The 25754-nt window shown below is 59.4% G+C and carries 24 protein-coding genes; 16 read left to right on the top strand and 8 right to left on the bottom strand.

Annotated elements, in window-relative coordinates; translation table 11 throughout:
* Window positions 1-128 precede the first annotated feature (128 nt).
* The 15 genes from AC2A6O_RS05120 (at window position 129) to AC2A6O_RS05050 (ending at window position 16635) form a co-directional block, all read left to right on the top strand.
* On the top strand, window positions 129-1916 hold the full coding sequence (locus tag AC2A6O_RS05120) for an ABC transporter ATP-binding protein (RefSeq protein WP_498926367.1): 1788 nt from the start codon (window positions 129-131) through the stop codon (window positions 1914-1916).
* Between the two features lie 118 nt (window positions 1917-2034).
* Window positions 2035-2433 carry a DUF2177 family protein gene (locus AC2A6O_RS05115; RefSeq protein WP_148585772.1) on the top strand — a complete coding sequence of 133 codons (399 nt, stop codon included), beginning with the start codon at window positions 2035-2037 and terminating at the stop codon, window positions 2431-2433.
* A gap of 180 nt (window positions 2434-2613) precedes the next feature.
* A complete protein-coding gene (locus AC2A6O_RS05110) occupies window positions 2614-3933 on the top strand; it encodes a methyl-accepting chemotaxis protein (protein ID WP_498926013.1) in 1320 nt (439 codons plus the stop codon).
* Window positions 3934-4066: 133 nt separating this feature from the next.
* Entirely contained in the window at window positions 4067-5929 is a 1863-nt protein-coding gene (locus AC2A6O_RS05105; protein ID WP_498926012.1) for a putative bifunctional diguanylate cyclase/phosphodiesterase, read from the top strand.
* A 393-nt stretch (window positions 5930-6322) separates the two neighbouring features.
* The gene (locus tag AC2A6O_RS05100; RefSeq protein ID WP_498926011.1) at window positions 6323-6754 is read left to right on the top strand and encodes a hypothetical protein; all 432 of its coding nucleotides are present in this window, start codon (window positions 6323-6325) and stop codon (window positions 6752-6754) included.
* A gap of 2 nt (window positions 6755-6756) precedes the next feature.
* Window positions 6757-8595 carry an ABC transporter ATP-binding protein gene (locus tag AC2A6O_RS05095; RefSeq protein ID WP_498926010.1) on the top strand — a complete coding sequence of 613 codons (1839 nt, stop codon included), beginning with the start codon at window positions 6757-6759 and terminating at the stop codon, window positions 8593-8595.
* A 306-nt stretch (window positions 8596-8901) separates the two neighbouring features.
* Window positions 8902-9462 carry a ubiquinol-cytochrome c reductase iron-sulfur subunit gene (gene petA / locus AC2A6O_RS05090; protein WP_148585777.1) on the top strand — a complete coding sequence of 187 codons (561 nt, stop codon included), beginning with the start codon at window positions 8902-8904 and terminating at the stop codon, window positions 9460-9462.
* A 25-nt stretch (window positions 9463-9487) separates the two neighbouring features.
* On the top strand, window positions 9488-10753 hold the full coding sequence (locus AC2A6O_RS05085; RefSeq protein ID WP_148585778.1) for a cytochrome b: 1266 nt from the start codon (window positions 9488-9490) through the stop codon (window positions 10751-10753).
* Between the two features lie 30 nt (window positions 10754-10783).
* Window positions 10784-11629: a cytochrome c1 gene (locus AC2A6O_RS05080; protein WP_148585779.1), complete on the top strand. Its 846-nt coding sequence runs from the start codon at window positions 10784-10786 to the stop codon at window positions 11627-11629.
* Between the two features lie 421 nt (window positions 11630-12050).
* Window positions 12051-12929 (top strand): S-methyl-5'-thioadenosine phosphorylase, encoded by an 879-nt coding sequence (locus AC2A6O_RS05075; RefSeq protein WP_498926009.1) that lies wholly within the window; start codon window positions 12051-12053, stop codon window positions 12927-12929.
* A gap of 131 nt (window positions 12930-13060) precedes the next feature.
* Window positions 13061-13609, top strand: coding sequence for an adenine phosphoribosyltransferase (locus tag AC2A6O_RS05070; RefSeq protein WP_148585782.1), 549 nt, complete (start codon window positions 13061-13063; stop codon window positions 13607-13609).
* 7 nt (window positions 13610-13616) lie between these two features.
* Entirely contained in the window at window positions 13617-14279 is a 663-nt protein-coding gene (gene bluB, locus AC2A6O_RS05065) for a 5,6-dimethylbenzimidazole synthase (RefSeq protein ID WP_498926008.1), read from the top strand.
* Between the two features lie 117 nt (window positions 14280-14396).
* Window positions 14397-14876, top strand: a complete 480-nt coding sequence (locus AC2A6O_RS05060) for a GNAT family N-acetyltransferase (protein ID WP_148585784.1) — start codon at window positions 14397-14399, stop codon at window positions 14874-14876.
* A gap of 379 nt (window positions 14877-15255) precedes the next feature.
* The gene (locus AC2A6O_RS05055) at window positions 15256-16278 is read left to right on the top strand and encodes a methyltransferase (protein ID WP_148585785.1); all 1023 of its coding nucleotides are present in this window, start codon (window positions 15256-15258) and stop codon (window positions 16276-16278) included.
* Between the two features lie 114 nt (window positions 16279-16392).
* Complete coding sequence (locus AC2A6O_RS05050; RefSeq protein ID WP_498926007.1) at window positions 16393-16635, top strand: hypothetical protein; 243 nt, start codon at window positions 16393-16395, stop codon at window positions 16633-16635.
* A 113-nt stretch (window positions 16636-16748) separates the two neighbouring features.
* Here the strand turns inward: AC2A6O_RS05050 and AC2A6O_RS05045 are convergent, their stop codons facing one another.
* The 4 genes from AC2A6O_RS05045 to AC2A6O_RS05030 all read right to left on the bottom strand — a co-directional run bounded on the left by AC2A6O_RS05045 (window position 16749) and on the right by AC2A6O_RS05030 (window position 19136).
* Window positions 16749-17228 carry a MaoC family dehydratase gene (locus AC2A6O_RS05045; protein ID WP_498926006.1) on the bottom strand — a complete coding sequence of 160 codons (480 nt, stop codon included), beginning with the start codon at window positions 17226-17228 and terminating at the stop codon, window positions 16749-16751.
* Window positions 17225-17683 carry a MaoC family dehydratase gene (locus AC2A6O_RS05040; protein WP_148585787.1) on the bottom strand — a complete coding sequence of 153 codons (459 nt, stop codon included), beginning with the start codon at window positions 17681-17683 and terminating at the stop codon, window positions 17225-17227. The genes AC2A6O_RS05045 and AC2A6O_RS05040 overlap by 4 nt, the downstream gene beginning before the upstream one ends.
* A gap of 72 nt (window positions 17684-17755) precedes the next feature.
* Window positions 17756-18118 carry a hypothetical protein gene (locus AC2A6O_RS05035; RefSeq protein WP_148585788.1) on the bottom strand — a complete coding sequence of 121 codons (363 nt, stop codon included), beginning with the start codon at window positions 18116-18118 and terminating at the stop codon, window positions 17756-17758.
* Window positions 18119-18236: 118 nt separating this feature from the next.
* Window positions 18237-19136 (bottom strand): NAD-dependent epimerase/dehydratase family protein, encoded by a 900-nt coding sequence (locus AC2A6O_RS05030; RefSeq protein ID WP_148585789.1) that lies wholly within the window; start codon window positions 19134-19136, stop codon window positions 18237-18239.
* A gap of 188 nt (window positions 19137-19324) precedes the next feature.
* Between AC2A6O_RS05030 and AC2A6O_RS05025 the strand changes: the two genes are divergently transcribed.
* Complete coding sequence (locus AC2A6O_RS05025; protein WP_498926005.1) at window positions 19325-20224, top strand: AraC family transcriptional regulator; 900 nt, start codon at window positions 19325-19327, stop codon at window positions 20222-20224.
* 8 nt (window positions 20225-20232) lie between these two features.
* Here AC2A6O_RS05025 and AC2A6O_RS05020 read toward each other — a convergent pair whose 3' ends face one another.
* From AC2A6O_RS05020 to ychF, 4 genes are all read right to left on the bottom strand, one after another.
* On the bottom strand, window positions 20233-22008 hold the full coding sequence (locus AC2A6O_RS05020) for an SLC13 family permease (protein WP_148585791.1): 1776 nt from the start codon (window positions 22006-22008) through the stop codon (window positions 20233-20235).
* A gap of 238 nt (window positions 22009-22246) precedes the next feature.
* Window positions 22247-22930 carry a fumarylacetoacetate hydrolase family protein gene (locus AC2A6O_RS05015; protein WP_498926004.1) on the bottom strand — a complete coding sequence of 228 codons (684 nt, stop codon included), beginning with the start codon at window positions 22928-22930 and terminating at the stop codon, window positions 22247-22249.
* Between the two features lie 149 nt (window positions 22931-23079).
* Window positions 23080-24390 carry an MFS transporter gene (locus AC2A6O_RS05010; protein WP_498926003.1) on the bottom strand — a complete coding sequence of 437 codons (1311 nt, stop codon included), beginning with the start codon at window positions 24388-24390 and terminating at the stop codon, window positions 23080-23082.
* A gap of 151 nt (window positions 24391-24541) precedes the next feature.
* A complete protein-coding gene (gene ychF, locus AC2A6O_RS05005; RefSeq protein ID WP_148585794.1) occupies window positions 24542-25642 on the bottom strand; it encodes a redox-regulated ATPase YchF in 1101 nt (366 codons plus the stop codon).
* Window positions 25643-25754 lie beyond the last annotated feature (112 nt).

Raw genomic sequence — 25754 nt, 5'->3', positions numbered from 1 at the left:
AATTTCACGCCGGGCGCGTAGGATAGCCTGAAGATTCGCTCCAGCCCCCATGGAGACGCCCCGTGTCCCCGCTCTTTCGCGTTTTTGAAACCTGGATAGATCCATTCCGGGCGCCGCCAAGATCCGGCATGCCTCATGGCGGGTTTGCCTTTCTGATGTATTTCGTCAGCCAGGTGCGCTGGCCGTTTATCGCCATGCTTGTCATTGGCGGCGCGGCCGCATTCGTCGAAGTGGCGATCTTCAATTTTCTCGGCCGGATCGTGGATCTTCTGGAAGAGAGCAATCGGGCGACCTTCTTTTCCGATCATTTCTGGACCCTCATGACCATGGCCTTCGTGGTGCTGGTCGTGCGCACGCTGACAAACTCGCTGATGGCGCTCGTGGAAGAGCAGACAATCGTCCCCGGGTTCTTCAATCTCGTGCGCTGGCAGTGCCACCAGCGGGTAATGCAGCAAAGCCTTTCCTATTTTCAGGACGATCTCGCCGGGCGTCTTTCGCAGAAGGTGATGCAATCGGGCATGTCGGCGGGAGATTTCATGACCAACCTGCTGCAGGTGGTCTGGTTCATCGTCGTTTATGCGATCACGACACTGGTTTTGATCGCGGATCTGGATCTGTGGCTTGGGGCGCTCGTGGCCGTCTGGCTGCTCTGTTTTACCGTGACGGCGGTCGTGTTCGTGCCGAGGGTTCGTGCCGCCGCCAAGGATACCGCCAATGCCTATTCCGGTGTGACGGGCCGTCTGGTGGATACCTACACCAACATCCAGTCGGTGAAGCTGTTCGGCTCGTCCAAGGAAGAGAGCCGGGGGGCGCGGTCTTCGGTGGAAACGATGATCGCCAAGCTTCATGTCTTCACGCGGCTTTTGACCAGCATTCGCATGATCATGACGATGGTCAACGGAGTGATGATCGTTGCCATCTCCGGCATGGCACTGTCCATCTGGCAGGATGGCGGCATCAGTGCCGGTCATGTTGCCTTCACGCTCAGTCTGATCCTGCGCCTGAACATTCTGCTGAATCGCCTGTTCAATCAGCTCAACGGTCTGTTCCGCCACTTCGGCTCGCTGCAGGACAGCATGGAAACCATCGTCAAGCCGGTGGCCCTTGCGGACAAGCCAGATGCCCCGGCGCTGAAGGTGACCGCCGGGGAGGTCCGTTTCGAGAATATAAGGTTCCACTACGGAAAGGCGGCAGGGGTTATCGATCATCTTGATCTGACGATCCGTCCCGGCGAGCGTGTCGGTATCGTGGGTCCGTCAGGGGCGGGCAAGACAACGCTGACAAGCCTCCTGCTCCGGTTCTTCGATGTGGAAGCGGGGCGCGTGCTGATCGATGGACAGGATGTGAGGGATGTGAACCAGGAAACCCTGCGCCGGTCGGTTGGCATGGTGACGCAGGATCCCTCGTTGCTGCACCGTTCGATCCGCGAGAACATCCTCTACGGACGGACATCGGCCAGCGAAGAAGAGTTGCTGGAGGCAACCCGAAAGGCCCATGCATCCGGCTTCATCCGGAAGCTGGAAGACAGGCGCGGCCGCAAGGGCTTTGACGCCTTTGTCGGCGAACGCGGTGTCAAACTCTCCGGCGGGCAGCGTCAGCGCATTGCCATTGCAAGGGTGCTGCTGAAGGATGCTCCGATCCTTGTGCTGGACGAAGCGACCTCCGCGCTCGATTCTGAAGTCGAGGCCGCCATTCAGGAGAACCTGCAAGGCTTGATGACGGGAAAAACGGTGATCGCCATCGCCCACCGCCTGTCAACCATCGCAGCCATGGACCGGCTGATCGTCATGGACAGGGGCAGGATCGTTCAGCAGGGCACGCATGAGACACTGCTTGAGGATGCGGATGGCCTTTACGCGCAGCTCTGGCATCGTCAGTCCGGTGGCTTCCTGGAGGCAGAAGGCGAATTTGCCTGAGCGAGAATGCCGCGAGAGGCCGTTGGCAATTTAGGGGGCCACACCCTAGGGCTGATCCATCGCGATAGCCGTGTCGTAGACCGGTCAGGCTAATCAGTGGCAAAGACAGGGGGCCGGCTTGAAATACCTCACGGCATATATTGCAACAGTTCTCGTCTTTCTTGCCGTGGACTTCGTCTGGCTCACCCAGGTGTCGACCCGGTTTTATGTCGACCGCATCGGCCACCTGATGATGGAGCGGCCCAATATTGTTGCGGCCGGTGTTTTCTATCTGTTTTACGTCGTCGGCATCGTGATCTTCGCGGTTGCGCCCGCACTCAAGGCCGAGAGTCTCGCCATGGCCGCCATCCTGGGAGGGCTGTTCGGCCTCTTCACCTATGGCACGTATGACGTCACCAATTATGCGACCCTCCGGGATTGGCCGATATCCGTTGTAATCGTCGATGTTGCCTGGGGAACGGTGCTCTCCGCGGTTTCTGCGACAGCTGGCTACACCATCACACGGTTGATGTCCTGAACCGCCACCTGTGGACCTCGGTAGACGACGGCATTGTAAGAAATGTCATGTCTAAGTAGTTCTCCCGAGGACCGGCCGTTACTGAATTTTTACGTGCAGACCGCTAGTATTCCTGCTTGCGAGAACGGCGCTGATGGAAGGCGGCGGTAAGCGGGATGAAAATACTTTCGGGGTTTCAACGTGACGCTTTCAATCAAGGGCCGGTTTGTCGCCATGGTTCTGACGGCCGCCGCCATCATGATGGCCGGTACCGCATTTGCCTTCTATACGTTCCGCCAGGCCTTCATGGAAAAGATCGGCACACCAGCGGGTGCGCAGGATTTTCTGACTGGAAATGTCGCTGACAAGATCGACGGCCTTATTCTGGATCAGATGATCACCATCGGTCTCGTTGTCATGCCCGTCGGGCTTGCCTTTCTGGCGTTTGCGGTCATTCTTGCCGTCGGTCTCGCGCGGCCCATGAACCGGCTGCAGGCGGGCCTGGACATGTTGTCGAAAGGCAATCTCGATATCCAGATCGACGGCGCCCAGCGGACCGACGAGATCGGTGCCATCGCCCGTTCCGTGACGGCTTTCCGCACCAATCTCGCAGAACGTGCGAAAGAGCAGGCAAGTCAGGAGCTGGCGCATCAGGAAGAGCTCAGTGAAGAACGCAAGGCCTTGATGCAGGACGTTGCGGACGACTTTGAAAAGTCCGTTATCGGGGTGGTCTCTGCCTTGTCCACGGCTGCCAAAAGCGTTGCGGGCAACTCTGCCGATCTCAACAGGGCCGTGAATTCTTCCATGCAGGCTGTCCAGCAAGTTCATCAGGCAACGTCGGAAGCCAGCAGTTCCGTTGCTGTCGTGACCAATTCGGCGGACCGGTTGTCCGGTTCGTTGAGCCGTGTGCGCGAAGATGTCGACCAGGCAACGGACATTGCCAGCACCGCGGTCGCGGAGGCCCGGAAAACCGACGAGGTTGTCGGCAGGCTTGCCGAGACGGGCCGCGCCATCGGTGAAATCGTGGAATTGATCAGCCAGATCGCGAGCCAGACGAACCTGCTTGCGCTCAATGCGACCATCGAGGCGGCCCGTGCCGGCGAAGCAGGACGCGGATTTGCCGTTGTCGCCAATGAGGTCAAGGCCCTGGCGGAGCAGACGACGCGGGCCACCGAGGATATCTCGGCACAGGTGACGGCCGTGCAGGAAGTTGCCGAACTCTCCGAAACAGCCATTCGCTCGATCGCGGAAACAATCGGCCGTGTCAGCGAGATCTCCGGAAAAATCCGCGAGGCGGTCGAAGAACAGACAACGGCTACGCAGGAAATCAGCAGCAATGCCATGACGGCGCGTGCGAGCTCCGATCAGGTGGCCGGAAACGTCGATACCTTGAGCGAAGTGATGGAGACCAGCCGGACGGCAACCGAGGAAATGACCGGTGCTGCCGATGAACTGGGGCAATTGTCGAACAGCCTTCAGGAGCAGGTGAGGCAATTCCTTCAAAGCGTGCGGGCGGCCTGATCGGTAAAATTACCGCGTTGAGACTATAGGTATAATTACCAGTATATTGCAAAATTCTGTTGCAGTGTAGGGATTTATTCAGCTCTACTCTCGTAGAGTAAGTTTGATCAAATCTCTGGACTGAAGACGAAGTATGTCAGAAATCTTAGGGGGGGTGACGGGTCAACAACTACTGTTCGTTCTGGGAATTGCTTCGGTTCTTGTCGCCGTTGGCTATTTTTTCGGACGGCGGCGGGGGTTAGCTGCTGTACCTGCCCGTGTTTCCGGATTCGGGAACGATACCGCAATCCTTCAGCTTGTCGTGCAACACGCCCATGAGGGCCTGGTCATGCAGGACATCTACGGGCGCATCGAATGGACCAATCCGGCCTATTCCCGCATTACCGGGTTCAGCGCCGAGGAAATTCGCGGTCGCCGCCCCCAGGAATTCATCCTGCCGCCTGCCAATCAAATTTCGGCGGAGGAGATTGAAACCTTCCGTTTCGATCTGACGAAGTTCCGGTCCGGAACCGAAGAACTGATCCTCAACCGCCGTAAAGACGGAAAGTTTTTCTGGAACCAGCTCACCTTCGCAGTCGTCGAGGGAAAAACGCTGGAAGACACCAAGATCATTCTTATCTGCCGTGATGTGACCAACCAGGTCGAACATGTGAAGGATCTGGAGCACGCACGTATCCGCTTGAAACATCAGGCAGAACATGACGATCTGACGGGCGTTGCCAACCGGGGCAAGTTGAACTCCTATCTGTTGGAGCGCATAGCGGAGGGCGTGGGCGGCAACGCGCGGATCGGGATCATTCATTTCGATCTGGACCACTTCAAGGACATCAACGACAGCCACGGCCATGGTGCCGGCGACACCGTGCTGCGCCATGTGGCCACGGTGATGAGCCGTGTTCTGGGCAACAAGGGTCTGGTCGCACGTATCGGTGGCGACGAGTTTGTTGCCGTGGTTTCCGACCCTCAGGGGCGGGAGGAAATGGAAGATCTGGGCAACCGGATTATCGAGGGTCTGACCAAGCCCGTGCGGGTGGATCGTCACCAGGTGCGGGTTACCGGCAGCGTCGGGCTCGTGCTTGCCGATGCGGCGACTGCGAGCGCATCCGAACTGATGAATCACGCGGATATTGCGCTTTATGCCGCCAAGCGGTCGGGCCGCAGCCAGATTTGCTGGTATACGGATGCGCTTGGTGCGGCCCATCGCCATCGTCGCATGATCCTGGCCCAGCTCGATGAGGATCTTGAAAACAGCGGCCTGTCCTTGATGCTGATACCGCAATACGACATGGAGAGCCGGCGGATCACCGGGTATGAGGCAGCTGCCTGTTGGCTCCATCCTTCGGAAGGGCTTGTCGATCCGGTGAGCCTTCTGTCGGCGCAGGACGATACGAAACGCATCGCGCAGATCGAACTTTTTGCGTTGCGCGAAGGCCTTAACAAGGTCAGGCGACTTCGGGACGTGTCAAAGGTAGCGTTCTTCATGTCGGTGAACCTGAGCGGGGCCAGCCTGAAGGATGCCGGTTTTGTGGCGCAGCTCCGGCAGGCTGCCTGGGAAGCGGGCTTCGAAACCAGCGATATCGTGGTTGAGCTGGACGAGAAGATCATCCGTTTCGACGAACAGGACGGTCTGTCTGGATCGGTCGATCTTTTAAAGGAGATCGGCTGCAGGGTTGCGCTCGACAAGTTTGGCGGCGGACACGGCGGTGCCGGTCAGCTCATTTATCTCAACGCGGACCAGCTGAAGCTGTGCCCGATGCTTGTCGCCGGCCTGGAAGAGTGCAGGGAAAAGCAGCAACTGATCCAGTCGATCATAAGGCTTGCCGGCAATATGGGGCTCACGATTTCGGCGGCAGGCGTCGACACGGCAACGCAAGCTGATCTGCTCAGACAATTCGGTTGTACCATGGTCCAGGGCAAGATCATTGCCGAGCCGCTCTCTGTAACTGAGGCGGAAATTCACATGCGCGAATTCGAGTTTCAGGAACATCGGGCATAACTTGCAAGGTGCGGGGATGCTTTGCCACTCTGTGGCCAATGGGCAACAGATGGGCGCTTCATGCTGCAATTCGACGCATTTCTGCTTTTCAAGTACGACGAAAGCAGGTACCAAAACAACCAGTCAACTCATGGTGGTTGACATTGTTTCCCTAGCAGCCGCCCGGCTGCGCAACCAGGAGGGCACCAAATGAAAGATCGCTGCATGATCCACCCATATGCCGCTCTCCAGCGTTGCCAAGGTCCAGCTGTCCGCTTCCGCTAGGAAGCCACAGCCCTTCCTGAATTTCCTGACTTTTGCGGTGACCGGCTGAAGCCGTGCCCTTTGAGCTGCATGCGTTACCGCGCATGTCTGCCGTCACCACGTTAATGATCCCATTTCGGAGATGATCCGATGTCATTTCATTTCACGCCGGACCTGTCCCCAGAGACGGGGCGTCCGGACATAGAGGTGTCCTTACCGGAAAAACCACGGCAGGCCTTGTTCAGCCGCGCGATGCGCGCCGCACTGGCTGCCGGCGTCTTTCTGAGTGCCACTTTCGCGGTTGCCGTTGTGTTCTTCATTCCGGTGATCGTCTTCAATGTGAGCCGGGTCGAGGCTCTGGAAATCGCCGGGCGCCATATACCGGTGACACAGTTCGCCGACGAGCTCGGTGCGCTTTTCTGGGGCACTTTCATCGTGGCTCTCGCCTTTACAAGTTTTATCGCCAGTCTGCTGCTGTTTGCGACTGGCCGCATCATTCGCCCGCGTAGCAGGCCTGTGCACACCGATGACGATGCCCTGGTGCATCTCAACGTGCTACGGTTGAGCGGGGCCGAGAGGTAATCATGTTCGAGCGTTTCGAAAAACTCGTCGATCCCTTCGAGAAGACTGTTCTCGAAGTGCCCCCGAAGGGCTTTTGGGCCTTCTGCTGGTACTTCACAAAACCTGTCTGGCCGATCCTGGCCGGTGTCTCGATACTGGGCGCGCTGGTCGCTATCGTTGAAGTGTACATCTTCACGTTCCTGGGCGATCTGGTCACATGGCTGGAGAAATCCGATCCTGAGACCTTCGTCAGTCAGAACTGGCAGATGCTTCTGTTCATGCTGGTAATTCTTCTGGTGTTGCGCCCGCTGCTGGAAGTTGCCTGGCAGTTGCTGTTTCACCAGGGGCTGATGGGCAACTATCCGATGTCCATCCGCTGGCGTGTCCATCGCTACCTGCTGCGCCAGAGCGTGTCGTTCTATCAGAACGATTTCGCGGGCCGGATTGCGACCAAACTGATGCAGACCGCGCTTGGCGTGCGCGAAGTCGTCTCGCGCATGGCCGATATCATGGTCTATGTCGCGGTCTATTTCACCGCCGCCGTCTTCGTGGTGGCGGGCGCCAATATCTGGCTGAGCCTGCCGTTCCTGGTCTGGATCGGCGCGTATCTGCTCACGATCCGCTACTTCATTCCCAAGTTGCGGGATGTCTCGAAGCAGCAGGCCGACGCGCGGTCGCTGATGACCGGGCACGTGGTTGATGCCTATACCAACATCACCACGGTGAAGCTGTTCTCCCACGCGGATCGGGAAGAAGCCTATGCACGCAACTCCATGCTTGGCTTTCTCAAGACGGTTTTCCTGCAGATGCGTCTGGTGACAGGGCTGAATATCGTTCTGGTGTTCATCAACATGCTGCTGTTGACGGCTGTCGGGGTTCTTGCAATCGTCCTGTGGCAGAGCGGCACCGTGACCATCGGTGAAGTCACCATTGCGGTTGCTTTCGTGCTGCGTCTTCAGGGGATGTCCCACTGGATCCTGTGGGAACTGGCGGGCCTGTTTGAGAACATCGGCACCGTGCAGGATGGCATCTCGACCATTTCGCGGGAACGCGAAGTGGTGGACGTCAAGGACGCCAAAACGCTCTCAGTCCATCAGGGCGAGATCTGTTTCGAACGCATCTGCTTCCACTATGGCAAGGAAGCCGGGGTGATTGAGGATCTCAGCCTGACGATCCAGCCGGGTGAAAAGATCGGTCTGATTGGCCGTTCAGGCGCGGGCAAGTCGACACTGGTCAATCTGCTGCTGCGCTTCTACGACCTGGAAGGCGGGCGGATCCTGATCGACGGGCAGGATATTGCCCATGTCCGGCAGGATGACATCCGGGCGAAGGTCGGTGTGGTGACGCAGGATACGTCGCTGCTTCACCGGTCGATCTTCGAAAACGTGGCCTATGGCCGTCCGGATGCGACGCGGGAAGAAGTGCTGACCGCTCTTGAACAGGCGCATGCGCTGTCCTTCGTTTACGACCTGGAGGACATGGAGGGCCGAAAGGGTCTCGATGCCCATGTCGGCGAGCGGGGCGTGAAGTTGTCGGGCGGGCAGCGTCAGCGCGTGGCCATTGCGCGGACCCTGCTCAAGGACGCCCCGATCCTGGCGCTGGACGAGGCGACATCCGCTCTCGACAGTGAGGTGGAAGTCGCCATTCAGGAGAGCCTGTTCGACCTGATGCAGGGCAAGACGGTGATCGCAATCGCCCACCGCCTGTCCACCATAGCGGCCATGGACAGGCTGATCGTGATGGACAAGGGTCGAATCATCGAGGAGGGATCCCATCAGGAGCTTATGGAGCGGGGCGGACTTTACGCACAGCTTTGGGAGCACCAGTCGGGCGGTTTTCTGTCCTCGGTTCAGGCCGCCTAAAACCAAAGACCAATGGCAAGAGCGGAATTCAGCCGAATTCCGCTCTTGCGCTCGTTCCCTAAAAAAGGGCAGAAAAGCGGCGGGGCAGTGGTTTTGACTGCGACATATGCGTTTCGAGGCGTTTGTTGAACTGGACAAGCGTTTCGAAGGGTGCAAAAAGACAAGCCGCTTGGCCGGTGCGCAATAGCTCGTATCCGGCCCCCGATGAGCCCGGCATGGTTCCGTTCCCTTCTTGGGCAAAGAAGGGACCTCGGACGTGATGCGGGCTTTCGGTACAGGTTGAACAGGTTTCGAGAGGACGCGACCTTGGCACATACGGATCAGGCGGAACCGACCCGCCGCGATTTCCTCTATATTGCGACCGGCGCCATGGGCGTCGTTGGCGCTGGCGCGCTGGCATGGCCGTTCATCGACCAGATGAACCCGGATGCCTCCGCATTGGCTCTGGCTTCCATCGAGGTTGATATCACTCCCGTGGAAGAGGGGCAGTCAATCACAGTCAAATGGCGCGGGAAGCCGGTATTCATCCGCAACCGTACCGAAACGGAAGTGGAAGAAGCCAAGGCTGTTCCGCTGGACGAGTTGAAGGACCCGCTTGCGCGAAATTCAAATCTGCCGGCGGATGCTGAAGCAACTGACGCCAACCGCGGCGTCAAGGGCAACGAGAAATGGCTCGTCCAGGTTGGTATCTGTACCCACCTCGGCTGCGTGCCGATCGGAAGTTCCGGCGACTTTGATGGCTGGTTCTGTCCGTGCCACGGCTCTCACTACGACACCGCCGGCCGTATCCGTAAGGGCCCGGCTCCCGAGAATTTGCTGATTCCGCCGCTCGAGTTCGTCAGCGACTCGACGATCAAGATCGGCTAACGGCATAGATTTTTAGGAGACAGCCATGGCTGGACATTCAAACTATGTACCGCAGAGCGCCGCGGCAAAGTGGCTGGAAAGCCGCCTGCCGGTTATCTCGCTCGTACGCGGCTCTTTCGTTGATTTCCCGACGCCGAAGAACCTGAACTACTGGTGGACTTTCGGTGGCATCCTGTTCTTCATGCTGATCGCGCAGATCATCACCGGCGTCGTGCTGGTGATGCACTACACGCCGAGCACTGGAGCAGCCTTCAACAGCGTCGAGCACATCATGCGCGATGTGAACTTCGGCTGGATGCTGCGCTACCTGCACGCAAACGGCGCGTCGATGTTCTTCATCGCTGTCTACATTCACATTTTCCGCGGTCTCTACTACGGCTCCTACAAGGCGCCGCGTGAGATCTCATGGATCCTCGGCGTGATCATCTTCCTGATCATGATGGGCACCGCCTTCATGGGCTATGTTCTGCCGTGGGGCCAGATGTCCTTCTGGGGCGCTACGGTTATCACCAACCTGTTCTCGGCCATTCCGCTGGTCGGCGAGGAAATCCGCACCTGGCTGTGGGGTGGCTTCGCGGTCGACAACCCGACCCTGAACCGCTTCTTCTCGCTGCACTATCTGCTGCCGTTCATGATCTTCGGTGTCGTTATCCTGCACGTGTGGGCGTTCCACACCACGGGCAACAACAACCCGACGGGCGTTCAGCCGAAGACCAAGCAGGACACGGTTCCGTTCCACCCGTACTACACGATCAAGGATCTGTTCGCGATCGTCGTGTTCATGATCCTGTTCGCATGGTTCGCCTTCTACGTGCCGAACTACATGGGCCACCCGGACAACTACATCGAGGCCAACCCGCTCGTGACACCGTCGCACATCGTTCCTGAATGGTACTTCCTGCCGTTCTACGCGATCCTGCGTGCTGTCCCGGACAAACTCGGTGGTGTTGCAGCCATGTTCGGTGCCATTGCGGTCCTGTTCGTCCTGCCCTGGCTGGACACGTCCAAGGTTCGCTCCGGCACGTATCGCCCGCTGTTCAAGCAGTTCTTCTGGATCTTCGCAGCCAACGCTGTCGCACTTGGCTATCTCGGTGCGATGCCGGCTGAAGGTACCTACGTTCTGCTCGCCCGGGTCTGCACGGTCTATTACTTCGCCCACTTCCTGATCATCCTGCCGATGCTCGGGTTCCTGGAAAAACCGCGGCCCCTGCCGGCCTCGATTTCCGAAGCGGTTCTGAAGGGCGGAGCCGGCAAACCGGCTGGTGCCACTGCAGCACCGGACACGAAGTAACGCGGCCCGGATCAGGAGTTAATTGAGACAATGAGCACCATGATCAAAATGGTTCGTTCCTTCGCTGCGGTGGCGGCTGTCGCCATCGCGACCCCGGTCTTCGCAGCAGGCGACGCACCGCACATCGAGCGGCAGCAGTGGTCCTTCTCGGGTCCCTTCGGTTTCTATGACCGTGGCCAGTTGCAGCGCGGTTTCAAGATCTACCGGGAAGTCTGTTCTTCCTGTCATAGTCTGAAACAGGTTGCTTTCCGCAACCTCGCCTCCGATGGCGGGCCGGGCTTCACCGAAGAACAGGCGAAGCAGATTGCGTCCGAGTACACTGTCATTGACGGTCCGAACGATGACGGCGACATGTATGAGCGTCCGGGTATCCTGGCGGACAAGTTCCCGTCTCCGTTCCCGAACGAGGAAGCAGCACGCGCTTCGAACGGTGGTGCGTATCCGCCGGACTTCTCGCTGCTGGCAAAGGCCCGTGCGGCACACCGCGGTTTCCCGTGGTTCGTGTTCGATGCCTTCACCCAGTACCAGGAACAGGGCCCGGACTACATCTACGCGCTGTTGACCGGGTATGAGGAAGAAGAAGTGCCGGATGGCGTGACCATTCCGGAGGGCAAGTACTTCAACCATTCCTTCCTGGCTGGTCCGGCGATCGGCATGGCGCCGCCGCTGTCGGAAGAACTGGTCGAATACACCGACGGTACGCCGATGACGGTCGAACAGTACGCGCATGACGTTGCTGCTTTCATGATGTGGGCTGCCGAGCCGCATCTGGAAGAGCGCAAGAAGATTGGCTTCCGTGTCATGATCTTCCTGATCGTGTTCGCTGGTATGCTCTACTTCACCAAGAAAAAACTTTGGCGCAACGTCGAGCATTGATTGATTGCCGCCCAAGTGCATGATGAAAGCCGCCGGTTCTTCCGGCGGCTTTTTCTTTGAGGGGTAAGGCGATGCGCCGTGCATTGATGTTTCTGGCAAGTCGTCCGCCTCCAGCCCCCGCAGTTTCACAATCAGCCGTATCCAACATGGTCGAGGTGCTGGACATGCCGTTTGCAGATATCAGCGGCGCGGTCGGTCTGGTCGCCAGTTCGGGGGGCATCACCGCTCGGCGGTAGGCTACCGACCGTCTCGAGGTCGGGCAGGTTGCTGGTAGGGTCCGGCGTTGCTGGCGGCGGTGGCGAGAACGGGGCCGAAAGCGCCAGGGCCGGGCTTGACGCCATTACGGAACAGTTGAAATAAAACATCGCTGATGCGGGCGCATATCCCGCTGACTACCTTTTTACTTCTGTTTGGAGCGGTTATGGCAGACGCAGTATTGGGCATTATCGGCGGGTCCGGCATTTACGACCTTCCGGGGCTGGAAAACTCCGAATGGATTGCCGTCAACAGCCCCTGGGGTACTCCATCCGACGACGTGCGCATCGGCACCATCGACGGTCTCAAGGTGGTGTTTCTGCCGCGCCATGGACGTGGACATGTCTATTCGCCGACCTCGATCAACTACCGCGCCAATATCGACGTGATGAAGCGCTGCGGCGTCACCGATCTTCTGTCCGTCTCCGCTTGCGGATCGCTCAAGGATGAGCACGCCCCCGGCACTTTCGTGCTGGTGGATCAGTTCATCGATAGAACCTTTGCGCGGGAAAAGAGCTTCTTCGGCACAGGCTGTGTCGCTCATGTGTCGATGGCGACCCCGGTCAGTCCGAAACTGGTCGATGCGGTGGCGGCGGCTGCGGAAGCCGAGGGGCTGTCCTATGCAAAGGGCGGCACTTATCTTGCCATGGAAGGTCCGCAGTTTTCGTCGCTGGCGGAAAGTCAGCTCTATCGCTCCTGGGGCTGCGACGTCATCGGCATGACAAACATGCCGGAAGCCAAACTTGCCCGGGAAGCCGAGATTTCCTACGCGACCATTGCCATGGTCACCGACTATGACAGTTGGCACCCGGACCATGGTGAAGTCGATATTCAGGCAATCATCAAGGTTCTGCACGAAAATGCGGAAAACGCACAGAGGCTCGTTGCCCGTGTGGCGCGGGATCTGCCGCGTGAACATCAATCCTGCCCGGCCGGGTCCGACACCGCGCTGGAGTTTGCCATGATGACCGCGCCCGACAAACGTGATCCGGCGCTGGTCGCCAAACTGGACGCCGTTGCTGGGCGGATCCTGAACCGGAGATAGGGTGTGGGCCGCAAGCGTGGCCGACATAGCCCCTTGAGACAAAGCGAAATTGCTTCGACCGGCAGGTCAAACTTGTTATAACGACCGGCCGGGTCAGTTGCCCGGACCCGTTTCAAAAGAGAGATATCCCGATGACCGCACAGACCATTCAGGATGAACTTGTCGGTGCCATCCGCACGATCAAGGACTATCCCAAAGAGGGCATCCTGTTCCGGGACATCACGACATTGCTCGGCGATGCGCGTGCGTTTCGCCGCGCCGTCGATGCGCTGGTGCAGCCCTGGGCTGGATCAAAGGTCGATCAGATTGCCGGCATCGAGGCGCGCGGTTTCATCCTGGGAGGTGCGGTTGCCCACCAGGTGTCCGCCGGCTTCGTGCCGATCCGCAAGAAGGGCAAGCTTCCGCACGAAACCGTCCGGATCGCCTATTCTCTGGAATACGGCCTGGATGAGATGGAAATGCACAAGGATGCGATCAAGCCGGGCGACCGTGTCATCCTGGTCGACGACTTGATTGCGACCGGTGGCACGGCCGAGGCTGCCTGCAAGCTTTTGCGGTCCATGGGGGCGAATATCGAGGCCGCGTGTTTCATCGTCGATCTGCCGGATCTCGGCGGGCGCAAGAAGCTGGAAGCTTTGAAGGTTCCCGTGCGCACGCTCGTGGAATTTCCGGGTCACTAGGTCCGTCATGCCGGGTGGAGCCGAGGGCAGGGATGTGAGACCGGAGTTTTCGGAGAAGTTTCAGAAGGATTTTGAGACCCTTTTGAAATGGCGCCGGGATGTGCGCCGGTTCAAACAGGCGCCACTGCCGAAAGGTGTTCTCGATCATTTGCTGCATTTAGCCGACCTCGCGCCGTCCGTCGGCAACAGCCAGCCCTGGCGGATCGTTGTCGTCGACAGCGCCGAGGCGCGTGCCGGGATCATCGAAAGCTTCGAAGCCGAGAATGAAGAGGCCGCGAAGACCTACAGCGACGACAAGGCGCTCGCCTATCGCCAGCTCAAGCTGGCGGGGTTGAAGGAGGCGCCTGTTCATCTGGCGATCTTCTGTGACGATGACCCCGAGCAGGGACACGGGTTGGGCCGGCTGACGATGCCGGAGACGCTGGCCTATTCCACGGTCAGCATGATCCACACCTTCTGGCTTGCAGCGCGTGCTGAAGGTATCGGTGTCGGCTGGGTGTCGATCCTCGATCCCGACGCGGTCACCAAGGCCCTTCAGGTTGACGCTGGCTGGCGCCTCGTGGCTTATCTATGCGTCGGTTATCCGGAAGAAGAGCATGTCGATCCGGAGCTGGAGCGAGCGCGTTGGCAGGCGCGCACGCCCCTGGCTTCGCGCATCATTCACCGATAGGGCATTCTGCGTTCCCGTGAGCGCAGACAAGATGCTCGCAAAATATGGAAGCGATCAGCTGCAGGCAGTTCAATTGGGGTTGATTGAAAAGCAGCTGATCCAGAGGCAGGGCAAACCATGAGCGTGATCATCCGACGGATCAACGAGGAAGACAAACAAGCTGTGTTTCAGCTTCTGGCAGACAGGTGGGCCGGGCCCGAAATGTTGCTGGATGGTGAGGTCATCGATGCATCGAGCCTGCCTGGCTATGTCGCCTATGCCGGCAACGAACTGGTGGGGCTCGTCACGCTGATCAAGCGGGACAGCGAATGGGAAATCCTGACGCTCGACTCGCTCAGCCGCTGGAGCGGCACCGGAACGCTTTTGCTGAACGCCGTGGTTGATGAGGCAAAGGCCAGCGGTATGCACCGGCTGACGGTGCGCACTTCCAACGACAACCTCGATGCCTTCCGCTTCTATCAGCGCCGGGGTTTCCGCCTGGAACGGGTGGCGCAAGGTGTCATCGACGCAGAGCGCGAGAAGAAACCGGAGATCCCGCTGCGGGGGGACTACGGGATTGAGATCCGGGACGAAGTCCTGTTTGCCCGAAGCCTCTGAGCTTCAGGGCCACCCCTCACTTTCGGCGCCTTCGGGGCCCCTGACAGCAAGCTGTCGGCTGGTCCGGGTTTGCTATTGTCGGATGATCGCGCCGTGCAGCCTCGATTTCGCTGTTGCCGGCCCTGTTGGGTTTCTTTCGGGGCTGTACCAAGCGGATAATGTTGCTTCCGGTGCGTGACGGCTCCAGCCCTACCTTACCTACGGCCGATTTCTGCCAAAACTCGCGGACATCCGACGGGCTTCGCATCAGGTTTTGCGTGCGAGGGCCGAAATTTGCATTGCAGCGCACAATAGTTATAATTGCTCATTCCCAAGTTCATTTTTCCTGACCGGAAAAATTCCGCACATTCGTGCTCAGAATTCCTGAGGAGGATAATTAATGCCTGTCGCCAGGTCCTTGGAAACAGCTGAGGAAATTTCAGATATTGCTTTCGGGTTCATGGGTTCAAAAGCCCTTTTTTCTGCACTTCATGTAGATTTGTTTTCACTTCTTTCGGAAAAAACCTTGTCCCCAGAGGAAGTTGCTCGGGAAAGCGCGCTTGATCTTGATCGCGCGACAACCTTGCTGACCGCTCTTACCAGCCTTGGGCTGGTTCGCCGGGAGAGCGAGGGCTTTACCAATTCCCCAGCGGCAGAGGCCTTTCTGGTGAAGGGGCGGAAATACGACTTCGGCGACTATCTGCGGTTCCAGATCGACAAGCAGATGTATCCCTTCATGACGCAGCTCAACGATGCACTTACCGACAGTCTGGAGGATGGCCAGGTTGCTTCCTATGAGGCCTGGTTCAGCGACCCGGAAGAGGCGCGGCTGTATTCCCGGTCCCAGCATGCAGGCTCGCTCGGGCCCGGTCGGGGGCTTGCCAAGCTTGTGGATCTGTCCGCTGCTAAGCAGTTGCTGGACGTTGGCGGCGGCACCGGCGCATTCTCGATTTCGCTTTGCAAGGCTTATCCCGGATTGCGGTCAACCGTTCTGGACTTCCCCAATGTCGCCAAGGTGGGCGAGGAGTTCATTGCCGAAGAGGGTTTGCAGGACCGCATCCACTATGCGCCTGGCAATGCCCTGAAGGACACGTGGCCGGACAGTGCAGACGCGGTGTTGATGTCCTATCTGTTTTCCGGTGTTCCGGGCACGGCCATACCGGGGCTCGTGCGCAAGGCGTTCGAAGTTCTGACGCCGGGCGGCGATTTCATGGTCCATGACTTCATGGTCGACGAAAATCGCGACGGGCCGAAGCTCGCTGCGCTCTGGCAGCTGCAGCATACCGCCTTCAACCCGGAAGCCCGGTCGATCACGAGTTCCTATGTTGCCGGTTTGATGGAGGCTGCGGGCTTCATCGATATCGCGGTTGAGGTGATGATCCCGGGAATGACGATGCTGGTTCACGGCCGTAAGCCGGACTAACATCCTCCGACAAGATGCGGCAAATGGACTTGATGTCTGTTTGCCGCAGGTTCGGGAGCAGGCAATAGATTTAGAAAAGCGGTCTACGTATTTTCCCTAAGATCTGGAGAAACGATGTCTGCTTCATCTGCCCCCAAGGAAGTTCTGGTGCTACGGCTGCTTCTGGCCGTGCCGATCTTGAATCTGTTCCTCAAGGAAGCGCTTTATGGCGCAGGAGATGCCAAATACTGGTTCATCGCCAATCTGGCGATGATCTGGGCGGTGTCGATCTATGCCTTTGGTTACCCGGCCATCATTGTGCCGGCACTGACCATGGTGCCAATGGCGTTTTTGTGGATCCTGGACGTCTGCCGCTGAGCGCTGCGCCTTCGTGAGGCGCGGCAATACAGGATTGCCATTGAAAGAGCGTGCTGCCGTCTTCAGGGATGCAGCACGCTTTTTGTCTTTTCAGCGCCAGTCAATTGCAGGGATCAGCCCTTGCGACGTTCGACAAAGACCGTGCCCTTGAAGGAGAACACCAGCGTGCCGTCCTGATTGAAGGCCTGCATGTCGGAATGAACGAGGCCCCAGTCCGGACGGCTGCGGCTTTCGGTCTTGCCGGTCACGACGCGGCGGTAGCGCAGCGTGTCGCCGACGAACACCGGTCTGATCCACTTCAGATCTTCAAACCCGGGCGAGGGGCCGAGTTTGGCCGGTGTCTGCCCGGCAGCGAGCGCTTCTTCCTGAAGAGCCTTGTGACGCGTCACCCAGAGCTTCATGAACACGGCCGCAGTATGCCAGCCGGACGCGCACAGGCGGCCGAAATGGGTTTTTGCTGCGGCCTCTTCGCTCAGGTGAAAAGCCTGCGGATCGTATTTTTCCGCAAATCGCACGATGTCTTCCCGGGTGAATGTGTAGTCCCCGAGGTCGAGCGTGTCGCCGGTTTCGATATCTTCAAAAAAGGCACTCACCGGGCAGCCTCCCGTCTTGCGAACAGGTTCGGGTTTTCCCAGACAAGCACTTCAGAGCCGTCCTGGTTGTTTGCCGTTACGCGTATGTTGACGAGGCCCAGGTCCGGTTTCGAGCGCAAGTCTCTCGTGTCGAGTATTTCGACCCTGGCAGTGAGGCAATCGCCTGGATGAACCGGGCGCTTCCATTGCAGCCTGGTGATGCCCGGCGAGCCGCGGCCGCTTGTCTTGTTCAGGAGGTTTTCAGCCAGCAGGCGCATCACCATTGCGCCGGTGTGCCAGCCGGAAGCGGCCAGGCCTCCCAGGATGGATGCCTTGCCGGCCTCTTCGTCGAGGTGGAACGGTTGGGGGTCGAACTCGGCGGCGAAATCGATGATTTCGTCCCGGCTGACGGTGAGGGAGCCTAGCTCGAAGACCTGACCAGGTTCGAAGTCTTCAAAATAAAGGAGATCGGTCATGAATTCCGGTGGGGTTGGCATATCGCGGAAACGCGATGAGCCGCGTTTCCGCCTCGAGAATGGCAAACAAGATCAGTCGTAATAGATTTCGTTATCGTCCATGTAGATGTTGCTGGCTTCGCAGATATCGATGTCGATCGGATCGTCGAGCACTTCGCTGTCGTCGTCCGCCAGCCAGCCGACCTGGAAGGTCTGCGAGCAGTTGCCGCTATCTGCCTCGAACTCGGCTCTTGCGCTTTCGCCGGGTTCGAGAGGTCCGGCCAGCCAGTTGTCCGACCAGCCGTTGCCGTCATTGGTGTAGAACCCGACGACAACATTGTCTTCTGTGTTGTTGTAGATCTGGAAGTACCCTTGCGAGCCGGTTCCCTGTGCGGCGGCTGCGGTCGCAGACGCCAGGACGGCAAGGCCGAAAGCGGCAGATTTCAGTAGCTTCATAGCACGTTTCCCAGAGGGGCAGCTCTGCTGCCCGATCGTGTTGCGACACGAAGCTATTCCCAGCCGGTTCGGAAGTAAAACTAAATCCGCCGGTCTCCCGCCCTGGCCCGGATGCCTATCAGACCGCCACGTATTTGCGCCAATTGTGCTCTTCTTCGAAGCCGAGAACCTCGCGGATCTTGCGGTTGGAAAAGAGGGCTTCATGCTCTCCCAGTTCCCGGCTCAACGGCACATCGGGGAAGAAGCGCTTGAGGATTTCCGCATTCGGAATATCGACTGAATTCGTGTCGTTGCCGGCGTTGAAGATCTGGAAGCCGAGGCCATCCTTGTCCAGGCAGCGGTCAACGATCTGCCCAAGGTCGCGGGCGTCGATATAGCAGAAGATGTTTCTGCGGCGCTGCGCCGGATTTGCAAAGAAATCCGGGAACCGGTCGTATTCATGCGGCTCGATGACATTGCCGATCCTCAGGGCATAGATATCGAACCCGGAGCGGCGCTGGAAGGCGCGGGCGGTTTTCTCGTTGACGACCTTGGAAAGACCATAGCTGTCCATCGGGTCGACATCGTAGTCCTCTTCCACGGGCAGCACCTTCGGGTCGACCACGCCATCGGCGAAACAGACGCCATAGGTGGTTTCCGACGAGGCAATCACGATCTTGCGGATGCCCAGCTTCACCGCGGCCTCCACGACGTTGTAAGTGCCCATCGTATTGACCTCGAACGTCCTGTTGTCCGGGTTAATCAGAATGCGCGGCACCGCGGCGAAATGCACGACGGCGTCGAAGGAAGGTACGCCGTTGCCCGGCTCCAGCTCGTCGAAGTTGGCGTAACTGGTCATGACGTTGAACATCTCGCCGGAGGAGGTGATGTCGGCAATGAGGTTGTCGACGCCGGGGTGGTCGAGCGGCGTGAGGTCGACGTTCACGACACGATGTCCCTGCGCCAGCAGATACGGAATGACATGCCGTCCGGCCTTGCCCGAACCGCCGGTGAACAAAATGCGCTTCTTGGTGGTCATGGTTCGATTCCTCCAGTTTTTGAGTTGCGTACATCATGGCCAAACCGGCACGGGAAACCAGTGCCTGTTTTGTTTTTCTGAAAGAAAGACCTTCTCCGTTTCAAGCGGCCTGGTGAGGCGGGGCCAAGTCAGCAAGATTTATCAAAAAGCATGGTGCTAGGGTCCCTTCAATCGAACGGGGCCAAGACATGACCAATCACGAAAAGCTCACACTCTCGCCGCGGGACAACGGCTACATCCGCCGCTTCACACGGGTGATCGAATACATCTACGCCAACCTGGACGAGGATCCGGACCTGGCGACACTTGCCGAGGTTGCCGCCCTTTCTCCCTCCCACTGGCACAGGGTGTGGCAGGCGACCTACGGCGAATCCATCTTCGCGACGGTCAAGCGTCTGCGCCTTCATAGGGCCGCGGGGGATCTGACCTATACCGACCTCGCACTGCCAGTTGTCGCAAAGCGGGCCGGTTATGGCAGCCTTGAAGCCTTTTCGCGCAGCTTCAAACAAGCGTACGGCCAGGCGCCGGGTGCTTATCGCAGCAGCGCCTCATCGTACCGGGTGCTGCCTGCCAATGGCGGTGCGCCTCTTGCCAAGAAGAAAGGACTTTCTCAAATGCATGATATTGTCATCAAAACCCTGCCGTCCGAAACCCTGGTCGTATTGCCCCATCGAGGCTCCTACATGGAAATCGGCAAGGCCTTCGAAAAGCTGTTCGGTATCCTGGCAAGCCGTCAGATCATCGGACAGATTGGTCAGATGAAGGGACTCTATTACTCCGATCCCACACAGGTTGCGGAAGACGATCTCCAATCCGCTGCCGGAGCGGTTGTTGGCGACGGCTTTCCGGTTGACGTTCCGCTCGAGACGCGGGAAACGCGCGCGGGCGATTATGCGGTGCTGCGTTTCAAGGGGCCCTATGTCGATATGAAGTGGGCTTATGAGTGGCTTTACGGCGAATGGCTGACGCAGTCGGGCCGCGAGCCGGACGATGCCCCCTGTGTGGAGGTCTACCTCAACAACCCGCGCGACACAGCCCCGGCGGATCTCCTGACCGATATCTGCCTGCCTCTGAAACCGGCTGCTTGAGCCTTACGTCAAAGCGGCCAGAACATCAGAATGGCCGGGATGCTGACGGTCAGGACAAGCAGTTCCAGCGGCAGGCCCATGCGCCAGTAATCGCCGAACCGATAGCCGCCCGGCCCCATGATGATGGTGTTGTTCTTGTGGCCGATGGGCGTCAGGAACGCACAGGACGACGCTACGGCGACAGCCATCAGGAAGGGATCGGAATTCACGTCGAGGGAATTGGCGATCTGAACCGAGATTGGCGCCGCGATCAGGCAGGTCGCGACGTTGTTGAGGAAATCCGAAAGGGTCATCGTCACCACCATCAAGATGGCGAGGGTGACCCAGGCCGGAGCCGTTGATGTGAGAGCGAGAATTCCATCGGCGATCAGCTGCGCGTTGCCGGCCTGCTCAAAGGCCTGTCCCAGCGGGATCAGCGAGCCGAGCAGCACGATGACCTTCCACTCCACGGACTGGTAAACCTCCGATCCGCTGATCAGGCCCGCAGCGGCATAGAAGATGACGCAGGCCGCCAGCGCGACCGGCAGATAGGCAAGCCCAGCAACGGCAGCGGCAATCGCAATGGCAAAGCCGGCAATTGCCAGCCACGCCTTGTTGCGCTGGATGACACCGGTCTTGCGCCCCTCAAGCGGTAGCACGCCAAGCCATGTGCAGGCGTTTTCCAGACGTTCCGGGGTGCCCAGCAGCAACAGGACGTCGCCCGGGCGTATCAGCTCATGCCGGACGCGCTTTTGCACGCGGCGGCCCTGTCTGGAAAGGCCGAGCAAGGTGACACCGTGGCCGTAGAGGAGACGCATGTCGAAACTGGACCGGCCGATGATCCGGGCGTTGTCCGGTGCGATGGCCTCGACGAGGGACAGGGCATCGCTGTTGAGACCGCCCTTGTGCTGTTCCGAGCCTGCGAACTCCAATTTGGCGGCGCCCATGAACGCCTCGATGGCCTTGGGATCGCCTTCCACGAAGAGATAGTCGCCGGACTTGATGGCTTCGCGGCGGGCAAAGCCGCGAACGCGCCGGCCGTTGCGGATAAGGCCGATGATGGCGACGTCTTTCTCGTCGGCGACGGGGTAAAGGTCACCGACTGTCAGCGGCTTGTCTTCCGGAATCTCGCCGACCTTCAGTTCAGCCACATAAAGGCTTTCGGCGAAGTCTTCTTCCGCCGGCTTGTCGCGGAAATGGCGTGGCAGCAGGCGCCAGCCGAACAGGGCGACAAAGGCAATGCCGGTGACCGCGACCACGAGGCCGACCGGGGCAAAGTCGAACATGGAAAACGGCGCGCCGAGGGCGTCCGAGCGGTATTGCGCGATGACGATGTTCGGCGGGGTGCCGATCAGGGTGATCATACCGCCGAGAATGGTCGCGAATGACAGCGGCATCAGCGAGAGGCCGGGCAATCGTTCCGCTTTCTTGGCTGCCTCTACATCAAGCGGCATGAGCAATGCCAGCGCGGCGACGTTGTTGATGATCGCCGACAGGCTGGCTCCGACCACGGCCATGAGGCCGATATGCCGGGAGAGGCCCCTCGATGCGGAAATCACGAAGCCTGCTATCAGTTCCACGGCGCCAGAGTTCGTCAATCCGCGCGAGACGATCAGCACGAGGGCGATGATCATGACGGCGGAATGGCCGAAGCCGGAAAAGATCTCTTCAGACGGGACCAGGCCCAAAAAGGCGCCCAGAATCAGGGCGGCGAAGGCGACAAGGTCGAAGCGGATGCGGCCCCAGACCAGCAAGGCGAAAACCGCGCCAAAGAGGACGAACAGGGCAATCTGATCAAATGTCACGAACAGGCTCCGGCAAAGACTTGCAAATGCGGGTTCGACCTGAACATGGCCATCCCGCAATCTCAAGACCGCTTAAGGGACTGGGGTCCGGTTTCCTTAAACATTCCAGCAAGAGGCGCTGGACAACGCCTTCGCCGGGGAAACCGGGACCACGACTTCTAAACACGGACCGATGCGAAAAGGTTCCGCGGCATTCAGGGCGCAGTTTGAGCGAAAGCAGGAATGACAATCAGGCCGGTCACACGACCTTGACGGTCAGGTCCGGGAGACCGTCAATCGTCGCCACCATGAGGTCGCCGCGCTGCACCGGGCCGACGCCTGCCGGGGTTCCCGTCAGGATGACGTCGCCCGTGCCAAGGTTGAACAGTTCGGACAGCTTGGCGATGACTTCGGGGATTTTCCAGATCAGCTGGTTGAGATCGCCTTCCTGCCGAACCTCGCCGTTGATGGCGAGGGCAATCCGCCCATGGTCGAGGAACCCGCTGTCCGCCGCCGGCATGATGCGGCCGATAGGGGCGGAGCGTTCAAACGCCTTGGCGGCTTCCCACGGGCGCCCCGCTTTCTTGGCTTCCGCCTGCAGGTCGCGGCGGGTCATGTCGAGGGCGACAGCGTAACCGTAGACATGCTCCAGAGCCCTGGCTGCCGGAATGTCGCGCGTGCCGGATTTCAGAACGACCGCGAGTTCGACTTCGTGATGCACATCGCTGGACAAGGGCGGGTAGGGAAATTCGCCCGACGGATCGAGGTTGTCCGGGTTCTTCTGGAAGAAGAACGGCGCTTCCCTGTCGGGATCGTGGCCCATCTCCACGGCATGGGCCGCATAGTTCCGCCCGACGCAGTAGACCCGCCGGACCGGAAAACCGTTCTGGCTTTCGCTGACGGGCAGGATGGTCGGCAAGGGGGCCGGAATGACGGTCGACATCGCTGAAACTTTCGAGGATTGACGAAAACCTGCTTGTAACGGGTTCGGAAGCTGCCTGTCGAGCGAGAGTTGCGTGACCGGTGTTCCTGACGCCGGTTCCGTCCTTTTCGGGTGCGTCTGCGGCAACGCGCTCGTTCAGAGGATGGCTGCTAGGCCCTCAGCTTCTCGGACGAGGGTTCCGGCTGGGCGTCCTGATCATTGTCTGTGCCGGACGAGGGCATGAACCAGACCACCACGAAAGCCAGCAGGCCAGCGGCGATCATGTAAAATGCCGGCGCAAACTGCAAATGGGTCTTGTCGATCAGATAGGTGGCAATGAGAGGTGCCGTACCGCCAAAGAGTGCCAGCGGGATGTTGTAGCCGATGGAATAGCCGGTCACGCGCACGGACACCGGGAACTGAGCAACCATGGCCGCCATGAGCGGGGCAAAAAAGGCGGACAGGATGACGGCCATGCCGAGCTGACCGAGAACCACCATGACGGGATCGGGATGATGGATCAGCCAGAACATGGGCAGCGCAAAGACCACAACTCCGCCTGAGCCGGCAAGCAAAATGGTTCTTCGGTCGATCCGGTCGGCCAGATAGCCGACAAGGGGCAGCAGCAGCATGAAGACGACCATGACGCTGGTGTTGATCGTCAGGGCCCGGCTTTCGGTGAACTTGACGTAGTCGACCAGGTAGGAGGTGAGATAGACGAACGTCAGATAGAAGCCGACACCGTTGAGGATGTTGCAGGCAATGGTTCGCATGAGGGCGGGCCGGTGGTTGCGCAGCACTTCGCCAACCGGAGCGCTGACGGGATCATGCGGGGAAGGGGGCTGATCCTTTTCTTCCGCCGTGTTGCCACTGCGGATCATGAAACCGGTGAGACCGACGAGCAGGCCGAAGCCAAAGGGGATACGCCATCCCCAGTTTCCCAGATCGTCTGGCGGCAGCAGGCCGGTAGCCAGTGCCGCCACGCCGGATCCGAGCAGAATGCCGAACGTTGCTCCAACCAGGGCCCAGGAAACGGTGAAACACCGGTGTCGCGGCGGGGCGATCTCGTAGAGATAGACCGTCGATCCGGTGTATTCACCGCCGACGGAGAGGCCCTGCAGCAGACGGAGCAGCGTCAGGAGCATGGGCGCGGCAACGCCAATCTGGTCATAGGTCGGCAAGAAGGCGATCAGCGTTGTCGGAATGGCCATCAGGGCCACGGACAGCAGAAGAGCTCGGCTGCGGCCCACCCTGTCGGCAATATGCCCGAGAAGCAAACTGCCGACGGGGCGCATCAGGAAGCCCGCCGCAAACACACCGAAGGTGCTGATCAGGCTGACTGTCGGATCGTCGCTCGGGAAAAACTGTTGCGCAAGGATGGGGGCAAGATAGCCATAAACGGCAAAATCGTACCACTCCAGCGTGTTTCCCACCGTTCCGGCAACAAGTTTCCGGATTCTGGTGTCGCTTCGTCCCGCCATGCGAGCCCCTCCTGCAGGTCGAATTCCCGTTTGTCCGGGGAAACCCTAGAGGAGATGTCTTTACCTTCCGTTGCGGAAGTCGGGGGCGGGCAGCTAGAGATGAGCGGGGGCAGCGCGCAGGCAGTTTCAGGTTGCCTGCGCGCAGTGTTCGTCAGGTGTTGAACTTGAACAGCAGCACGTCACCGTCCTTGACGACGTATTCCTTGCCTTCGTCGCGGGCCTTGCCGGCTTCCTTGGCTGCGGTTTCGCCGCCGAGGCCGACGTAGTCGTCAAAGGCGATGGTCTGCGCCCGGATGAAGCCGCGTTCGAAGTCCGTGTGGATGACCCCGGCAGCACCCGGCGCCTTGGTGCCGTCGGTGATGGTCCAGGCACGGGTTTCCTTCGGGCCAGCGGTGAAATAGGTGATCAGCCCCAGCAGGCCGTAGCCTGCGCGGATCAGCCGGTCGAGGCCCGGTTCTTCAAGCCCGATGGTCTCCAGGAATTCTTCCTGCTCTTCCTTGTCGAGCTGGGAGATTTCCGCCTCGATGGCCGCGGAGATGACAACGGCGGCAGCGCCTTCCGCCTCGGCCTTTTCGGCCACCTTGGCGGACAGGGCATTGCCTTCTCCAGCAGAGGCCTCGTCGACGTTGCACACGTAAAGCACCGGCTTTGCGGTCAGAAGATTCAGGTCCTTGAGGATCTTTTCCTCATCCGCACCGGAGACTTCCAGCGTACGGGCCGGTTTGCCTTCCTGCAGGAGCGCAAGCGCGGCTTCCATCACGGGCAGAACCGCCTTGGCTTCCTTGTCGCCGCCGGTGGCTTTCTTCTTCAGCGGTGCAATGCGGCGCTCAAGACTTTCCATGTCGGCGACCATGAGTTCGGTCTCGACCGTCTCGGCATCGGCGATCGGGTCGACGGTGCCTTCCACATGGGTGATGTCATCGTCTTCGAAGCAGCGCAGCACGTGAGCGATGGCATCGACTTCGCGGATGTTGGCCAGAAACTGGTTGCCGAGGCCTTCACCCTTGGACGCGCCACGCACGAGGCCGGCAATGTCAACGAAGGTGATGCGCGTCGGAATGACTTCCTTGGATCCGGCAACCTTGCGGATTGCATAAAGGCGCGGATCGGGAACGGCCACTTCGCCCGTGTTCGGTTCGATGGTGCAGAACGGATAGTTGGCAGCCTGTGCAGCCGCCGTCTTGGTGAGCGCGTTGAAGAGTGTGGACTTGCCGACATTCGGCAGTCCGACAATGCCGCACTGGAAACCCATGGGAGTTCGCTTTCGGTTGGTCTTGAGACTTTGAAGCGCTAAATGCCCGAGCCGGGTCACGAGGTCAAGGCTTTGGCGGAGGACAGGGCTGTGTTTGTCAAGAGCGTGTCAG

The organism is Labrenzia sp. ATLA3, from assembly GCF_057180185.1.
The sequence above is the reverse complement of the archived record's forward strand: the minus strand, read 5'-3'. Positions and strand labels throughout refer to the sequence as shown.

Excerpts from the sequence above, each read along its gene's own strand:
- AC2A6O_RS05120 (WP_498926367.1), top strand. The coding sequence starts at position 129 with ATGCCTCATGGCGGGTTTGCCTTTCTGATGTATTTCGTCAGCCAGGTG.
- AC2A6O_RS05105 (WP_498926012.1), top strand. The coding sequence starts at position 4,067 with ATGTCAGAAATCTTAGGGGGGGTGACGGGTCAACAACTACTGTTCGTT.
- AC2A6O_RS05100 (WP_498926011.1), top strand. The coding sequence starts at position 6,323 with ATGTCATTTCATTTCACGCCGGACCTGTCCCCAGAGACGGGGCGTCCG.
- AC2A6O_RS05095 (WP_498926010.1), top strand. The coding sequence starts at position 6,757 with ATGTTCGAGCGTTTCGAAAAACTCGTCGATCCCTTCGAGAAGACTGTT.
- AC2A6O_RS05085 (WP_148585778.1), top strand. The coding sequence starts at position 9,488 with ATGGCTGGACATTCAAACTATGTACCGCAGAGCGCCGCGGCAAAGTGG.
- AC2A6O_RS05080 (WP_148585779.1), top strand. The coding sequence starts at position 10,784 with ATGAGCACCATGATCAAAATGGTTCGTTCCTTCGCTGCGGTGGCGGCT.
- AC2A6O_RS05075 (WP_498926009.1), top strand. The coding sequence starts at position 12,051 with ATGGCAGACGCAGTATTGGGCATTATCGGCGGGTCCGGCATTTACGAC.
- AC2A6O_RS05070 (WP_148585782.1), top strand. The coding sequence starts at position 13,061 with ATGACCGCACAGACCATTCAGGATGAACTTGTCGGTGCCATCCGCACG.
- bluB (WP_498926008.1), top strand. The coding sequence starts at position 13,617 with ATGCCGGGTGGAGCCGAGGGCAGGGATGTGAGACCGGAGTTTTCGGAG.
- AC2A6O_RS05060 (WP_148585784.1), top strand. The coding sequence starts at position 14,397 with ATGAGCGTGATCATCCGACGGATCAACGAGGAAGACAAACAAGCTGTG.
- AC2A6O_RS05055 (WP_148585785.1), top strand. The coding sequence starts at position 15,256 with ATGCCTGTCGCCAGGTCCTTGGAAACAGCTGAGGAAATTTCAGATATT.
- AC2A6O_RS05050 (WP_498926007.1), top strand. The coding sequence starts at position 16,393 with ATGTCTGCTTCATCTGCCCCCAAGGAAGTTCTGGTGCTACGGCTGCTT.
- AC2A6O_RS05040 (WP_148585787.1), bottom strand. The coding sequence starts at position 17,683 with ATGACCGATCTCCTTTATTTTGAAGACTTCGAACCTGGTCAGGTCTTC.
- AC2A6O_RS05035 (WP_148585788.1), bottom strand. The coding sequence starts at position 18,118 with ATGAAGCTACTGAAATCTGCCGCTTTCGGCCTTGCCGTCCTGGCGTCT.
- AC2A6O_RS05030 (WP_148585789.1), bottom strand. The coding sequence starts at position 19,136 with ATGACCACCAAGAAGCGCATTTTGTTCACCGGCGGTTCGGGCAAGGCC.
- AC2A6O_RS05025 (WP_498926005.1), top strand. The coding sequence starts at position 19,325 with ATGACCAATCACGAAAAGCTCACACTCTCGCCGCGGGACAACGGCTAC.
- AC2A6O_RS05015 (WP_498926004.1), bottom strand. The coding sequence starts at position 22,930 with ATGTCGACCGTCATTCCGGCCCCCTTGCCGACCATCCTGCCCGTCAGC.
- AC2A6O_RS05010 (WP_498926003.1), bottom strand. The coding sequence starts at position 24,390 with ATGGCGGGACGAAGCGACACCAGAATCCGGAAACTTGTTGCCGGAACG.
- ychF (WP_148585794.1), bottom strand. The coding sequence starts at position 25,642 with ATGGGTTTCCAGTGCGGCATTGTCGGACTGCCGAATGTCGGCAAGTCC.